13 protein-coding genes and 1 pseudogene are annotated in these 14,930 nt (G+C 58.9%); 7 read left to right on the plus strand and 7 right to left on the minus strand.

Translation table 11 applies throughout. The features are described 5' to 3' along the window. The first annotated feature begins 234 nt into the window (after window positions 1-234). On the plus strand, window positions 235-864 hold the full coding sequence (locus HNR03_RS23975; protein WP_259156214.1) for a DUF3885 domain-containing protein: 630 nt from the start codon (window positions 235-237) through the stop codon (window positions 862-864). 130 nt (window positions 865-994) lie between these two features. Continuing rightward, window positions 995-1,152: pseudogene (locus HNR03_RS32025) on the plus strand (integrase); the annotation flags it as partial. A gap of 15 nt (window positions 1,153-1,167) precedes the next feature. On the opposite strand, the gene HNR03_RS23980 reads toward HNR03_RS32025, so the two are convergent. Both HNR03_RS23980 and HNR03_RS23985 read right to left on the minus strand, forming a co-directional pair. Next, window positions 1,168-1,524 (minus strand): VOC family protein, encoded by a 357-nt coding sequence (locus tag HNR03_RS23980; RefSeq protein ID WP_259156215.1) that lies wholly within the window; start codon window positions 1,522-1,524, stop codon window positions 1,168-1,170. 227 nt (window positions 1,525-1,751) lie between these two features. After that, window positions 1,752-2,150 (minus strand): DUF5329 domain-containing protein, encoded by a 399-nt coding sequence (locus HNR03_RS23985; RefSeq protein ID WP_259156216.1) that lies wholly within the window; start codon window positions 2,148-2,150, stop codon window positions 1,752-1,754. 194 nt (window positions 2,151-2,344) lie between these two features. Here HNR03_RS23985 and HNR03_RS23990 point away from each other — a divergent pair, with 194 nt between their 5' ends. Then, the gene (locus tag HNR03_RS23990; RefSeq protein ID WP_259156217.1) at window positions 2,345-4,396 is read left to right on the plus strand and encodes a bifunctional DedA family/phosphatase PAP2 family protein; all 2,052 of its coding nucleotides are present in this window, start codon (window positions 2,345-2,347) and stop codon (window positions 4,394-4,396) included. Between the two features lie 25 nt (window positions 4,397-4,421). Here HNR03_RS23990 and HNR03_RS23995 read toward each other — a convergent pair whose 3' ends face one another. The 4 genes from HNR03_RS23995 to HNR03_RS24010 form a co-directional block, all read right to left on the minus strand. Continuing rightward, entirely contained in the window at window positions 4,422-7,499 is a 3,078-nt protein-coding gene (locus HNR03_RS23995) for an efflux RND transporter permease subunit (RefSeq protein WP_259156218.1), read from the minus strand. Then, the gene (locus HNR03_RS24000; RefSeq protein ID WP_259156219.1) at window positions 7,496-8,662 is read right to left on the minus strand and encodes an efflux RND transporter periplasmic adaptor subunit; all 1,167 of its coding nucleotides are present in this window, start codon (window positions 8,660-8,662) and stop codon (window positions 7,496-7,498) included. Before HNR03_RS24000 ends, HNR03_RS23995 begins: the two co-directional genes overlap by 4 nt. Further along, window positions 8,659-10,077: an efflux transporter outer membrane subunit gene (locus HNR03_RS24005; protein WP_259156220.1), complete on the minus strand. Its 1,419-nt coding sequence runs from the start codon at window positions 10,075-10,077 to the stop codon at window positions 8,659-8,661. The genes HNR03_RS24000 and HNR03_RS24005 overlap by 4 nt, the downstream gene beginning before the upstream one ends. A gap of 103 nt (window positions 10,078-10,180) precedes the next feature. Beyond that, window positions 10,181-10,870, minus strand: coding sequence for a response regulator transcription factor (locus tag HNR03_RS24010; RefSeq protein ID WP_259156221.1), 690 nt, complete (start codon window positions 10,868-10,870; stop codon window positions 10,181-10,183). Window positions 10,871-10,986: 116 nt separating this feature from the next. Between HNR03_RS24010 and HNR03_RS24015 the strand changes: the two genes are divergently transcribed. The 4 genes from HNR03_RS24015 to HNR03_RS24030 all read left to right on the plus strand — a co-directional run bounded on the left by HNR03_RS24015 (window position 10,987) and on the right by HNR03_RS24030 (window position 14,350). Continuing rightward, window positions 10,987-11,679: a response regulator transcription factor gene (locus HNR03_RS24015; protein WP_259156222.1), complete on the plus strand. Its 693-nt coding sequence runs from the start codon at window positions 10,987-10,989 to the stop codon at window positions 11,677-11,679. Beyond that, the gene (locus HNR03_RS24020) at window positions 11,657-13,051 is read left to right on the plus strand and encodes an ATP-binding protein (protein WP_259156223.1); all 1,395 of its coding nucleotides are present in this window, start codon (window positions 11,657-11,659) and stop codon (window positions 13,049-13,051) included. Before HNR03_RS24015 ends, HNR03_RS24020 begins: the two co-directional genes overlap by 23 nt. Before the next feature lie 222 nt (window positions 13,052-13,273). Next, window positions 13,274-13,483 (plus strand): co-regulatory protein PtrA N-terminal domain-containing protein, encoded by a 210-nt coding sequence (locus HNR03_RS24025; protein WP_259156224.1) that lies wholly within the window; start codon window positions 13,274-13,276, stop codon window positions 13,481-13,483. Window positions 13,484-13,555: 72 nt separating this feature from the next. Then, window positions 13,556-14,350, plus strand: coding sequence for a glycosyltransferase (locus HNR03_RS24030; RefSeq protein ID WP_259156226.1), 795 nt, complete (start codon window positions 13,556-13,558; stop codon window positions 14,348-14,350). Window positions 14,351-14,530: 180 nt separating this feature from the next. Here the strand turns inward: HNR03_RS24030 and HNR03_RS24035 are convergent, their stop codons facing one another. Next, window positions 14,531-14,842, minus strand: coding sequence for a hypothetical protein (locus HNR03_RS24035; protein WP_259156227.1), 312 nt, complete (start codon window positions 14,840-14,842; stop codon window positions 14,531-14,533). Window positions 14,843-14,930: the final 88 nt, after the last annotated feature.

Genomic DNA, 14,930 nt, shown 5'->3' on the forward strand with positions numbered 1-14,930 from the left:
GACGAGGGCAATTCGCGCTTCAGTCTGCTGGTTTCGCAGGCAACGCCCGTAGCTCTCAACTTTCGACGTATTCAGTGCGTTTTCACACGGCCTGGGTCGTTTTCAGCCGGTCGCAACAGGCAGACAACGGCAAAAAGCGGACGCTTGCGGCTTAGCGCAGATATTGCGTATACATTAATATTCGTCTGCACCGCGCAAGCTTTGGAGGCGGGATATGAGTCATGAAGGGATCAAGTGAATCTACAACTTGAGATTGAGAGGATCTTTGGTGGCAAAGCATTTGCCAGGCCACTTTTTTATTCCTATCCAGGAGGCCTGCGCTTTGAGCTCTCTGAATCTGGTGGAGAGATTGAGCAATTTCTAACAGCACTACGAAAATCAACAAAGATCTGTAGCGATATCTTCCTTGATGAAGCGACGCTTGTTGCTTGTCTGCGCATTCATTCTGGCAGCAACCGATTTGCTCATCGGCCCGTGATTTACGCTCTTCGATCTGCCGGCATTAACATACCTACGGAATGCTCAGTCTGGAGTGAGGAGATAGATCAGGAGGAGTGGTTTTGCGAAAGTGATCCGGAATATTGGATCAACATCGCATTTGAAGCGCCTGCGACTCTGCTTCAAGCATTTCTTTGGTGTGCTTTGGCTAGAGATTTTGCCGCAATTCAGCCTAAACCCAACTGCGTTTTATACCTCTTCAATTTGAAGAAGCGCGTCATGGTTTTTCCCTACGACGACAGAGGTATGGACGTGGTTGGCCCCAACAAAAATATGCTTTCACAGCTGTATCGTCAGCATCATACATACCTGCTGGATTACGACCGACACACGATGGACACCACATTTGCGGGGCCGACGCGCTAGCCTCATTGCTGACATTGAAGCTGAAACCGTACCCACAGCCCACAGGGCCACCGTCTTTAGGTCGATTGGCGACCACCATGCATCGCGAATGCGCCCCCCCCTTGTCCTCCCTCCACCCGGAGGACAAGCCATGAACACTATTGCTTTACATCGCATCAGCCTTGGAACAAGGGAAAGTTTGTAGGGCTGAAAGCCCCACTCCGAGTCAGAGATATCTGGGCCATTCGGGTAAGGCTTCAGCTAGCGGAGAAGGCATGGGGTCGGGCTCTCCACAATTTGGCCATCGACAGACTTACCTCGAGGTCATTGAGAACTCGACCACACGGCTAGTTCGTAACCATCCGGGTCGATGAAGTGGAAACGGCGCCCACCTGGGAACGAGAAAATCTCACGGCTTATCGTAGCGCCTGCAGCCTTGAGCCTGAGTTGGATTAGGTCCAGGTCTTCTGCGTAGAGAATGACTAGTGGGCCGCCCGGCCGCACAGGTTCTCCTGTAGTGAATCCGCCCGTCATACGACCGTCGCTGAACTCACTATAGGTCGGCCCATAGTCGACGAAACTCCAGTTAAATACGCTTCCGTAGAACGCCTTGCTGATGGCTATATCAACGACATTGAACTCAATGTTGTCAATCTGATGGTCCTTACCTCGAATGCCCATTGATTCTTCCTTGGCTGATTGGCAGAGCAAACGAGTCTAGGACATTCGGTGATGTATGTGCCCATGCGCGAAGCTATTTGTAGCACCTTGAATTGAGGGGCTGAGGGGCGTTTGTCGGCCTTACCTCGTCCTGGAATACGTCAGATGCTTTCGTACTTTTTCAGCCCTTGGGCCTGGTGAGGTGTGCACCTCATCAACTCGAGCGGTGTTCTTTAGCTGAATGAAAATTAATGAAGCTGCCGTTGCCTCTGAAGTTCCCGCTTCAGCCACGTACCTGCCGGTTGCACGCCTTCTGGACATTTCACCTCATAGGCGCGGCCACTCATGCTGCTTCTGGTGGCAGCAAGATCGATGAAGTCTTCTGCGCTGTTCACCTTATTCTTGCCTTCGAGATAATTCAGCTTCTGCTCAAGATGCGCCCGAGCCCGAGGACCTGGGTATTCGCTCCCGTTGCGCACAAACAGACATTCACTATGCTCGACATAGTCCAGCAAGCTCTTTATCTCAAGAGTGGCTTGAGGTGTGGTTTGAGCCTGGACACTAGTCAAGATTGCGACAAGGCTGATACCCGCCGCCATCATCCATCGGCTGATGAGCCGGGCTGCCTCTCCTAACCACATACGCATGATTCATCCTCGTGCTGAAAGTGCGATGGTGGGGCCGTTAGTGGCCCCGCGCACGCGTTGCACCGTGGTAACTTGGAAAGGCGCACCGAAGAGCTCACCACTGAGACGGCAACTGCTTCATCACGGTGTGCGACTAATCGGGAAGACACGCACATCGATTGCGTCCTCACCGACACTGCATAGGCTGCCTGCGAATGATGACGTCCCTGGTCTCATCAATCATCGAGTTCCTCACGGTGAATCCGCATATTGCCTATCTGGCGGTGTTTCTTCTGGCACTTTCCGAGTCAATCCCGATTATCGGCGCTGTCGTTCCCGGTACCGCGGTGATTCTCGCACTCAGTGCCTTGGTGCCCAGTGGCGTATTACTGCTCTGGCCGCTGCTGATCGCCGCCACGACAGGTGCCATCGTGAGCGATGGTTTTTCGTTCTGGCTCGGGCGTCGATACCACCGAGAAATTCTTGGTTTCTGGCCTTTGAACCGACACCCTGAACTGATTCAGCGTAGCGAAGCCTTCTTTGAGCGTCACGGCGCCATGAGTGTATTTTTCGCGCGCTTTGTACCGGGTGTCCGCGCCTTCATTCCGCTATTCGCCGGAATGATGGGGATGGCGGCCAGTCGATTCTATGCGGTCAATATCGCCTCGGCGTTCGCCTGGGCTTTGTCGCATATCCTCTCAGGCGTTCTCGCAGGCGCAACGTTCCGCCTTCTTGGAGCGGCTGCCAAGCCCCTCGCGATCTTGTTGGTCGTTCTACTCGCGACGGGCTGGGCACTCCTGCATATCGTGCGCTGGACGCTGCGTCATGGTGTCCCTTTCTTCATCGACGCACTGCGGCGACTGCGGTCGTGGGCAGGCACCCACGACACACGGTTGAGCCGCGGCGTCACCCGATTGCTCGATCCTTCACGACCCGAAGCACGGACTCTCGCATTGTCGGCAGTGCTTCTCGTCGGTGCAGCGTGGCTCTTTTTCGGCATCCTTGAAGATGTGGTCACCGGTGACCCGTTACTGCTCGCAGACAGCGCGATATATCACGCCCTTCAGGATCTTCGTACAGCGCCAGGTGATGCAGTGATGATCGCCATTACGGAGCTCGGCGATACCCTGGTCGTGGTGGCGGTCACGACGGTTGTCTTACTGTGGCTCTTGTGGAAACGCGCCTGGCGTACAGCCATTTATTGGCTGGTAGCAATTACCGGCGCTTCGGTGCTCAACACAATCATCAAAGTCGCGTTGCATCGAGCTCGCCCCGGTGAACTTCTCTACTCTGGGTGGAGTGCATTTTCCTTCCCCAGCAGCCATAGCACGGTCAACTTCGTGCTGTACGGTTTCCTTGCTTTTCTCATCGCGCGCGAGATTCGCCCGGCATGGCGCCTGGTGGTCATTCTCGGCGCAGCAACCCTGATATTTCTGATTGCCTTCTCGCGCCTGTACCTTGGTGCGCATTGGCTTTCCGACGTGCTCGGGGGGGTGGCATTCGGGTCGGCGTGGCTGGCATTGCTCAGCCTGTCCTACCTGAAGCGCGAAGCCGGACGCATTGACTCCATGGGCTTGTTCGCCGCCGGAGGTTTGGCACTGATTCTGGCCGGCGGACTGAATGTCTATCGTAACCATGCGACAGACAACGATCGCTATGCCATCAAGCCAGGAGAGCCGTCCATGACCGCCACGCAATGGTGGGCGTCGGGTTGGGAACAACTGCCGGCACGGCGTATCGATCTGACTGGCGAGACGAATGAGCCGCTGACGTTCCAGTGGGCCGGTGGCCTGACGGAGTTGCAGGATGTCCTGCAACGTAACGGGTGGCGCGACTCAGCGGCCTGGACACCGTTGAATGCCCTGAATTGGCTCTCCATCCAGACCGACTCGGCAGCGCTTCCAGTCATTCCACTGTTCGCCAGTGGTCGCCTCCCCAGCCTGACGCTCATTCGACCGAACAGTAATGGCGCACTGACCAGCTCGCGCCTCGTGCTTCGAGTATGGGTCGTCGATTTCGAACTCAAAAACGGGACTTCTTCAGCGCTGTGGATGGGGTCAGTTGTTGAGGAGCGCTTCTATCATCCCCTCTCCCTCGTGACGTTAACGTCGACACAGCCCGGTATGAATGCACCAAGGGGCACTCTGGCTGGCGTTTTAGACAACAGGCAGCTCCTGCCCCGACCCGAAGAAACAGCAAATGGGGATTGGGATGGCAATGTTCTGTTAGCTCGACACGGCAAGCCACAGGACAAAATCTTCGACTGATCGAGGCGAATGCCTGCCATGGGTTTCAAACGTTGACCTCTGCGGTTTCAGGCAGCGTTTTGCGGCGTCGGCGCTCGAACCAGAGATAGACCACGGGCGTGGTGTAGAGCGTCAGAATCTGCGATACCGCCAGGCCACCGACAATCGCGATGCCCAACGGCTGACGCAACTCGGAGCCGGCACCGTGCCCGAACGCCAGCGGCACGGCCCCCAGCAAGGCAGCCAGTGAGGTCATCAGAATCGGTCGCAAGCGCAACAGGCAACCTTCACGCACAGCATCCCGGGGCGACAGGCCCTGCTGCTGAGCCTGCAGCGTGAAGTCGACGATCATGATCGCGTTCTTCTTGACGATACCGATCAGCAAAATGATGCCGATCATCCCCAGCACCGACAGATCCTGACCACAGAGCATCAATGCCAGCAGTGCGCCGAAACCAGCTGAAGGCAAGGTCGATATGATGGTCAGCGGGTGAATCGCATTCTCGTACAGCACGCCCAGTACGATGTAGACCGTGAGGATCGCCGCCAGAATCAGCCAGGGTTGTGACTTCAATGAGTCCTGAAAAGCCTGAGCGGTGCCCTGGAAACTGCCCAGCACGGTGTCGGGCATGGCCACGGCCAGGGACGCTTGATTGATCGCGGTGACCGCTTCACTCAGGGCATGGCCGGGCGCGAGGTCGAACGACAGGGTAATGGCCGGGAACACGCCCTGGTGGTTGATGATGATCGGCACTTGTTCGGTCTTGACGCTGGCCAGCAGGTTCAGCGGCACCAGGGCGCCGGAACTTGCGCGGACAAATAAATGCTCAAGGGTGGCGGTGGACGTTTGCCAGCTCGGGTCGAGTTCAAGGATCACGTGGTTCTGATCGAGCTGGGTAAACATCGTCGCAATCTGTCGCTGACCGAAGGCGTCATACAGCACGTCGTCGATAGCCTGCACCGTTACGCCCAGCCGTGCAGCCGTAGAACGGTCGATCACCAGGGTCGATTGGGCGATGGCCTGCTGCTGGTCCGACGTTACGTGCTGCAACTGCGGCAAACTCTTGAGTTTCTCCAGCAGTACACCGCTCCAGTGATCCAGTTCGACACTGTCCGGGTCTTGCAGGGTGTACTGGTATTGGGTCTTGCTGGCACGACCACCAATCTGGATATCCTGGTTGGCCTGCATGAACACTTTGATTCCGGATAACCGGTCGAGCGCCGGTTGCAGGCGACGGATAACTTCTGCAGCGCTGGCGGTGCGCTCGCTGAACGGCTTCAGGTTGATCATCACCTTGCCCTGGCTCACGGTCGGGTTCGGGCCGATCCAGAAATACACCCGGGCCACCGCCGGGTCCTGGCCAATGATGTCGGCAGCGCGGTTGACCTGTGCACGCATCGCGATGGGTGAAATATCAGCCGCTGCTTCGGCCACACCCTGGATCAAGCCGTTGTCCTGTTGCGGAAAGAAGCCCTTGGGGATGCCGACATACAGCACCGCCGTCGCCACCATGGTTGCGACGGCCACCGCCATGGTGATGCGCTGATGGTCCAGCACCCAATCCAGGCTACGGCGATAACCATCGTGCAGCCCTTCGAACACCCGCTCGCAGGCCTGGGCAAAGCGCCCCTCTTCATGATCGGCATGGGGTTTGAGCAGCCACGCGCAGAGCATGGGTGTGATGGTCAGGGAAACGATGCCGGACATGATAATCGCGACGCTGACGGTCACCGCAAATTCACGCATCAAGCGCCCGACAATGCCGGACATCAACAGGATCGGCAGGAACACCGCAATCAGCGACACCGTCATCGAGACAATGGTGAACGCCACCTCGCGCAAACCGTCGACCGCCGACTGCAGGCGCGACTTGCCCATTTCCAGATGCCGGACAATGTTTTCCATGACCACGATGGCATCGTCCACCACAAACCCTACGGCAATCGCCAGGCCCATGATCGACAGGTTGTCGAGGCTATAGCCCAACAAGTACATCACCCCGAACGTGGCCACCAGGGACAACGGGATGGTCAGGCTGGGAATCAGCGTCGCCGTGGCTTTGCGCAGAAACACAAAGATCACCACGACCACCAGCGCAATCGACAGCAGCAAGGTGAACTGCATGTCGTTGACCGAGGCTTCGATGGTCTGGGTACGGTCACCGACTACCTGTACCTGTACGTCTCGCGGCAACGAGGCGGTCAGCTCGGGCAGCTTGGCCTTGAGGGTGGCGATGGTCGACAGCAGGTTGAAACCCGGCTGTTTGTGGATGTCGACGATAACCGTTGGCTCGGCACCCAGTTGCGCGGCTTGTTGCGTGTCCTCGGCGCCGGCAATCACCCGCCCCAGGTCACCGAGCTTGATCGGCATGCCGTTCTTATAGGCGATAACCTGATCACGATAGTGCTGTGGGTCGAGCAATTGATCGGTCGCACCGAGGGTGATCGAACGGCTTTGGCCATCGAGGGTGCCCTTGGGCTGATCAAGGGTGCTGACGCCGATCACACTGCGCACATCCTCCAGGGTCAGGCCGCGAGCGGCCAGCGCATCGGGATCGATCTGTACCCGCACCGCCGGTTTCTGTTCTCCGTGAAAATCCACTAGGCCGACGCCGGGCATCTGCGACAAGCGCTGGGCAATGTAGTTGTCGGCGTAGCGGTCCAGCTCTGGCAACGTGCGCACGGGTGATGTCACGGCCAGCGACATCACGGTGCCTTCGGCCGGATTGACCTTGTTGAAGGTCGGTGCGCTGGACATGGTCTTGGGCAGGTTCGGCGTGGCTGTGTTGATCGCTGTTTGCACATCCTGCGCAGCACCATCGATGTCTCGCGACAGATCGAACTGCAATACCACCTGGGTTTTACCCGCCGCACTCGACGAGGTCATCGACGTCACTTGTGGCACGGCCGCAAAGGCGCGTTCCAAGGGCGTCGCCACCGAAGACGCCATGGTTTCGGCGCTTGCCCCGGAGAGTTTGGCGGTGACCTGAATGGTCGGGAAATCCACCGTCGGCAGCGGCGCCACAGGCAGATGAAAGTAAGCGAAGGCACCGAGCAGCAAGACCCCGATGGCCAACAGGCTCAGCCCGACACGCCGTTGAATCAATCCGGCCAGCGCATTCATTGGGCCGCCTCCGCCAAATCGGCAGTGGTGTCGGTCTTGACCGGCGTGACCTTCAGCCCCGGCGCGATGCGCGACTGGCCCTGCACCACCACGGTTTCACCAGCCGCCAGGCCTTGGCGGATCCACTGCTTGCCATCGACAACCGTGGCGGCATCGACCAGACGCGGTTGCACCCGTTGATCGGCATCCACCACATAGACGAAGTTACCCTGACGTCCCAATTGCACCGCGTCGGCCGGGACCACGGCCACGTCCTTGTGCGTCTGCACCAGCAACCGCGCGCTCACCAACTCGCCCGGCCAGAGTTTCGCGGCGCCATTGTCGAATTGCGCCTTGAGCTGGATCTGGCCACTGGCGGCGGTGACCTGGCTGTCGATAAAACTCAAATGGCCGCGGGCGATTTCCTGTTGTCCATCGCGGGTCATCGCCACCACCTGCAATGCGCCTTTGGCGTTCTCTTCGAGAATTTCCGCCAGTTCGTCCTGGGACACGGCGAAGGCCACGGAAATCGGGTTCATCTGGGTGATCGTCACCAGTCCGGTGGCTTCGGCGCCGTGGGCAATCGCGCCGACGTCCAGCAGGCGCTGGCCGGTACGACCGGTCAACGGTGCCTTGACCTGGGTGAACTCCAGTTGCAGGCGCGCCGCGTCCAGTCCCGCTTGATCGGCCTGCAAGGTGGCCTGCTGGGCGGCCAGTTGTGCGCGGTAGGTGTCGACGTCCTGGGTCGGCCCGGCCTTGGCGGCGGCCAGTTTACTGGCCCGCTCAAGGTTGACTTTCAGGTTAGCCAGTTGCGCCTGGTCCTTGGCGACCAATGCCTGTGCCTGGGCCACCTGTGCCTGATACACCCGCGGGTCGATGACCGCCAGCAAGCTGCCAGCGGTGACGGTCTGCCCTTCGTTGAACAGGACTTTTTGCAGCTCACCGTCCACCCTCACCCGCACATTCACGCTGTTGAGCGGCTGCACGTTGCCGATGGCGCTGATCCAGACGGGCAGGTCCTGGCGACTGACCTGGGTCATCTGCACCGGCACGGCGCCGGCATCGACTTTCACCGGTGCGGCATGGGCTTGCCGGGTCCATTGAAAGCCGCCGATGACAGCAGCCAGCGAGAGCACCACTGCCCCTGCGAACATAACGCGACGACGTGGGTTCAAGGCATTCATGGGTGAGCCACCTGAGCAGAAGAATTGAAAGCAAGGGTGTTCGGCGAGAAGTCCCCGCCCAGGGCGCGGAACAGGCCGACGGCGGCCTGCAAATGCTGGAGGCGTACCTGCAACAGCGTGTCTTCGGCCTGGTATTGGGTGCGTTCGACGATCAGCAGGGTCTGGAAATCGGTCGAGCCGAGCCGGTAGCGAACCTGCGCCAGACGTGCGGCTTCGCGGGCAGAGTCCACGGCGGACTGGTTCAGGACGTAGCTTTTATCCAGTTCGCGGGCCGCACTGAGCTGGGTTTCAACATCCTGCAGCGCTTCGATGATCGACTCGCGATAACTCGATGCAAGCTCCTGGACATGGGCCTGGTCGAAATGCAGTTGACCCTTGAGCTGACCACCGGCAAACACCGGTTGGCTGAGCGTGCCGATGGCGCTCCAGATCTGGCCGCCGGCGAGCGTATCGATGCCACCCAGCAGGTCCAGGGACAGGTTCGGTAAAAACGCGGCACGGGCCACGCCCACGTCGAAATTGGCGGATTTCAGCCGCGCTTCGGCGGCCTGGATGTCCGGCCGCTGGCGCAACAAACCAATCGGCAACCCGGTCGAAGGCTGCGGCACTTGCAGGGTTTTCAGCCCGTTTCCTTGCAGATGAAAGCCCTCGGGCTGTGCCCCCACCAAAACGGCCAGTTGGTAGAGCGCCAGGTCCCGTTGTTGCCGCAGGGGCGGCATCGCCGCTTCAAAGGTCTGCATGGCATTGCGCTGCTGGGCGACTTCCAGATTCGACACGGCGCCCTGGCTGGCCTGGACTTCCACCAGATCCAACACCTGTCGCGCATCGTCGGCAATGGATTGGGCCAGACGCAGCCGGTCCTCCAGGGACAGCACCTCGAAGTAGCGGTCGGCGATGCTCGCGCCCAGGCTCATGCGCAGGGTTTGCGCATCAAATACCGTGGCATTGGCCAACGCATCGGCGGAGTCAGCGGCAGCGCGCTGTTTGCCCCAGAAATCCACTTCATAGGTAGCTTCGGCAAATACGCTGCGTTTTTCCGTGGAGCCGTAATTGTTCTGTCGTTGGTAATTGCCTCCCAGATTCAGCGCCGGATATTGCGCCGCCCCCGCCACCTGCGCCGAGGCGCGGGCTTCATCGATGCGGCTGACCGCCGCCTTGAGGGTGTAGTTGGAGGCCTGGCCCCGGGCGATCAGTGAGTCGAGTTCGGCGCTGTGAAACTCGCGCCACCACTGGCCGCCCTGAGCCGCCGAGCTGTCTGTCGGGCCATTGAACTGTTGCGCCAGGGGCAACTCGGGTTGCTGGTATTGCGGCACCATCGAGCAGCCGTCAAGCATGAGCATGCCGAACAACGTCAACGCCACGGATGAAAGACACGCAACCCGCCTGCTGCGTGCCGCCAAAGTTGATACCGACATGGGCAAGCCATCCCCCGCTAAATCCTGTGTGGAGCAATCCACGAATGGGCAGAAGATGGCGAGGGGTGCCTGCCAGAGCGTTCGTCGGCAGATAAACTTTTGTTTAGCCTTTCTCCGGCGTCTCCTGAAAGCTGTAGCCGGCACCGGGAATGGTCTTGATCAGCGAATAGTCGAAACCTTCATCGAGTTTGCGCCGCAAGCGATGGATATGTTTATCGATAACGTTGTCATTGGGGTCGAAAGAGTAGTCCCAGGCGCTGTCGAGCAGCATGTCGCGGGTCACCACCTGACCGCTGTGGCGCATGAGTTTTTCCAGCAAAAGCGCCTCGCGATGCTGCAGGGCAATGACCCGGCCCTGACGCACCGCGGTGCGTGTGGCGCAGTCGAGTTGCAACTCACCGACTTGCAACTGTCGCGCGGGCCTCGTCGTCTGTTCGCGCCCGCGCAGCAAGGCATCGAGCCGCGCCAGTACTTCGGCGAACGCGTAAGGCTTGGCCAGATAATCATCGCAACCGGCCTGCAGGCCTTCAACCTTGTCGGTGGTGGACGCCTGCGCGCTGAGCATCAGGATCGGCACCCGCAACTGTTTAGCTCGCAGCGCCTTGACCAGGCCGACACCGTCGAGGCCGGGCAAACGGCGGTCGACGATCAGCACGTCATGGATTTGCTCCAGGGCCATGCCCAGCCCACTGTTGCCATCGCTGGCGATATCGACGATGTGACCGCTTTCGCTCAACCCGCGTAGCAGGTACGCAGCGGTCTGGGCGTCATCTTCAACCACAAGAATGCGCAAGGCACCGTCTCCAGAAATCTACCTAAACTTTTATTTACCTGACGGGAACGTGGCACAGCCGCAGGCTTTGTCACACTATGCCACCTCTGCCCGATTATGTGAGCGGTTCATCTGCCATGACCCATGTTCTAGTCGTCGAGGACGACTTGCCTACCTGCCGCGAAATCGAAGCGGCGCTGTGTGACCACGGCTTCACCGTGAGCAGCGTCCACAACGGTCGCGAAGGTCTGCTCAAAGCCCTGAGCGAACCGTTCGATCTGATCGTCCTGGATCGCATGCTGCCCGGCGGCCTCGACGGGCTTGGCGTATTGACCGCATTGCGGGCGGCAAGCGTGAGCACTCCCGTGCTGATCCTCAGCGCCTTGAGTGCGCTGGACGAAAGGGTTCGCGGCCTGCGCGCGGGCGGTGATGATTACCTGACCAAACCCTTCGAATTCATCGAGCTGACTGCACGCCTGGATGCGCTGAACCGTCGCCGCGCCGAACCGGCCTCCGAAGCTCGGGAAACACGCTTGCGGGTCGGCAATCTGGAGGTCGACCTGTTGAGCCGGGTGGTCCGGCGTGGTGACCGGGTCATTGATCTGGTGCCCCGTGAGTACGCGTTGCTGGAACACTTGATGCGCCATGCAGGGCAAGTGGTCACCCGCACCATGCTGTTCGAAGCGGTCTGGAACTACGCCTATGACGAGCGCACCAACGTCATCGAGGTCCACATGGGCCGTTTGCGTCGCAAGATCGACGACGAAAATGAACCGTCGATGATCCATACCATTCGTGGAGCCGGCTATGTCCTCCGTTCGCCTGAGTGAGATCCCGCGCACCATCAGTTTTCGCACCGGCCTGCTGTTTCTCGGACTGTTCGGCTGTTCGTTTCTGGCGCTGTTTGGCTATGTCTATTGGCAAACAGCGTTCTACCTGAAAACCGAAGCGGATACCGCGCTGTATCGCCAGGTGGAAACCCGCAGTGCGCAGGACCCCGAGTTGCAACTCAGGGAAATCCGCAATCACGCCGAACAGGATACCGAAGCGCGCCTTCCCCATAGCCTGTTCGACGCGCAAGGCCAGTTCATTGCCGGGGCCATCCAGCAATTGCCGCCCTTCTCCGCCTACGACAAACCTCAGGAGTTCGATTGGCGCAAGCCCGGTGGTCATCAGCGCCCGATACGCTTCATTGTCCATCACCTGGCCGACGGCAAGACCTTGCTGGTAGCCCAGGACATCCACGACATACGCGAATTTGACGAACTGCTGATCAAGGCACTCGTTTCCGGCGGCCTGCTGTTGCTGGTGGTCGGCCTGTTTGGCGCGTTGGTGCTGGGTTACTCGGCCCATCGGCGCCTGGACAAGGTCAGTCGCTCGATCAAGGGGATCATCGAAGGCGACTTGACCGGCCGCTTGCCGATCCAGGGCAACAACGACGACATCGACCGCCTCGCCTCCGTGGTCAACGGCATGCTCGATGAGCTGGAACGCTTGATGAACGAGGTCAAAGGCGTGTGCGACGACATCGCTCACGACCTGCGCACCCCTCTGACTCGGTTGATCGCCGGGCTGGAACGTACCCAGCGCCGCGGTCTCGATGAAGCGCAATACGCCGCGAGCATCGACGCAGCGCTGGTCGAAGCCAAGGCGCTGCTGCTGACCTTCAAGGCCTTGCTGCGTATCTCGGAAATCGAAAACAGCGCCCGCCGCAGTCACTTCGCACCGCTGGACCTCAACCTGATCAGCGCCGACGCCACCGAGCTCTATGAGCCGTTGGCAGAAGAACGTGGCATCAGCCTCACGCTCAATGAAAGCCAGGGTCCCGCCGTCATCGCCGGAGACGCGCAGTTGTTGTTTGATGCACTCTGCAATCTGCTGGATAACGCCATCAAGTTCTGTCCCGACCATAGCCAGGTCAACCTGACCGTGATCGCCGATCATGGCTCCGTCGGAATTCGGGTCACAGACAACGGACCGGGCATTGCCGAAGGTGAGCGCGAAGCCGTTTTTCGTCGGTTGTACCGTGCCGAAGCGAGCCGACACACGCCGGGGAATGGCCTGGGGTTAAGCATGGTCTCAGCCGTTGCGCGCTTACACGACCTCAAGCTGACCGTCAGTGACGCGGCGCCTGGCTGTCGCATCGAACTGCTTGGCAAGACGGGGTTGGCGGGCACATCCGCGCCCCTTGGCCTTGTCTGATTAGCCGGGCTCCTGGCGGTTTGGCTGGGCGTGGGCCGAAACACGCAACGCGATAAATCCTCCCGTCGTATTGATCTCCCCTCGCCCCCCAAAAAATCCAGCCTCGCCGCCAACCTGTCGAAAAATTCATTTTGCGGAGAACAGGGCGAAAGGACGTGAGCGTCAAGATGAGTTCAAGCCAACAAACAATCTGTTGGCTCAACTCACTACTGGAGAACACTCATGAACAGCCTTAAAGCCCTTTTGATCGTGACCTTGATGACCGCCTCCGTCGCCGCAATGGCAGAAGGCGGTGGCGATACCGTGATGAACAAAATGGAAGCGGCAAGGGCGACCGCCATGATCTCGCTGCAACAGTCAGGGTCTGCCACGGCTACAGCCACTGCCAGCAATCAGAACACCTCCTCCAGTGACGCCTCGCGTTCGAACTGACCGTGTGAACGTCCGTCACCGTTAAGAACGGTGTTGCGCGATATCGGTTAAATCATCGAGGTACCACGGATTATGACCCGTCCAATTCCAGCGACAGCCAACTACAGCATTGTGTTGGTTAACTACAAAACACTTGATCTGACCAAAACCTGTCTCACGCTTCTGCAGGAAGCTCTGCGTGGGACAAATGTTCCGGTGATTGTGGTGGATAACCACTCCGACGATGCAAGCAGCGAGTACTTGCGCTCGCAGGACTGGATTGAGCTGATCGAACGCAAGCACACAGGCCCCGAAGCCGGAAACATTGCCCATGGCCGTGCTCTGGATCTCGCCTTGGCACAGGTTGAAACCGACTATCTGTTTCTGTTGCACACCGATACTTTCATTTACGATCCGGCAGTGTTCGCCATGATGCTCGACCAATGCACGGAGCAACGCGACGTGGCTGCCGTCGGATGCCTGGAGCAACTGGATCGGGGTGTCGTTCGCTCGGCCTGGCGCCTGGCCTCACGTTTTTGCAAGCACTACGCCCGACGGAGTTTGCTGGCGCTCGGCGTTCAGGCAAGAGCGCCCAAGCCGTATCGAGAGGTCCACCTGAAGAGCTTTTGCACGCTGTGGAATGTGGCGCTCATCAAGCAACACGGCTTTCACTTTCAAATGGATAAGCGTAACCCGGGTTATGAACTGCAGGATCGAATGACTGCCCTGGGCTATCAGGTGCGTTCTGTTTCACCGCGAAAGATCTTCCGTTACCTGGATCACATTCAAAGCGGCACTGTATCGGCGATGGGCGGTTATGCGCGAAGTCACCGAAGGGTCCGTATGTACGAGCAGATTATCCAAGGGAAAACGCTGAGAGTCTGGTGAATGAAAAAGCCGCATGCGCAAGTTCGAGGACGCCTGGACTTTTGACGCAACTTGCGCCGGTGCCTACAGACACACTCTGAGCCAGAGTGCAGAAGAAATGGCGAGTTACCCTGCTTTGAAGGCAACCGGAAAACCCTGCTCGCACAGGATTCGCCAGCCTTTTGAAGTGAATCCGAGCGATTACGCTTTGGTGTTTATGAGCTCGCCGGTGATCTGCCCGTTACCATTCACAACACCAGAGGTTGGCGCTGCTGAGCTTGCGGGTTGATGTTGGTGCTTTTGCATCAAGCGCTGTGCCTGACGATCACCATGCCCCGCCTCTTGAGCGGTTTGCGCGGCAGTTTCGGTAGCTTCTTTCAGTGCTGCTGCAACATTGCTGGCCGCGTTAGCAGTGGTCGTTGCCTGACTTTCTTTCGCCTGTGGCTGACTTTGGGTAGAACTCTGCCCATTGATAGTCACTGGATTTGAAGCGGATACGGCTCCGATGGACATAGGTAACCCCTTATTGAGTAGATGCGTTTGCGTTCTTGGTCATTACGATTACGCCAACATTCCCCATCAAGCCCCGGCTATCAGGACT

Origin of the sequence: Pseudomonas sp. JAI111 (genome assembly GCF_024809425.1) — a bacterium.
GTDB lineage: Bacteria > Pseudomonadota > Gammaproteobacteria > Pseudomonadales > Pseudomonadaceae > Aquipseudomonas.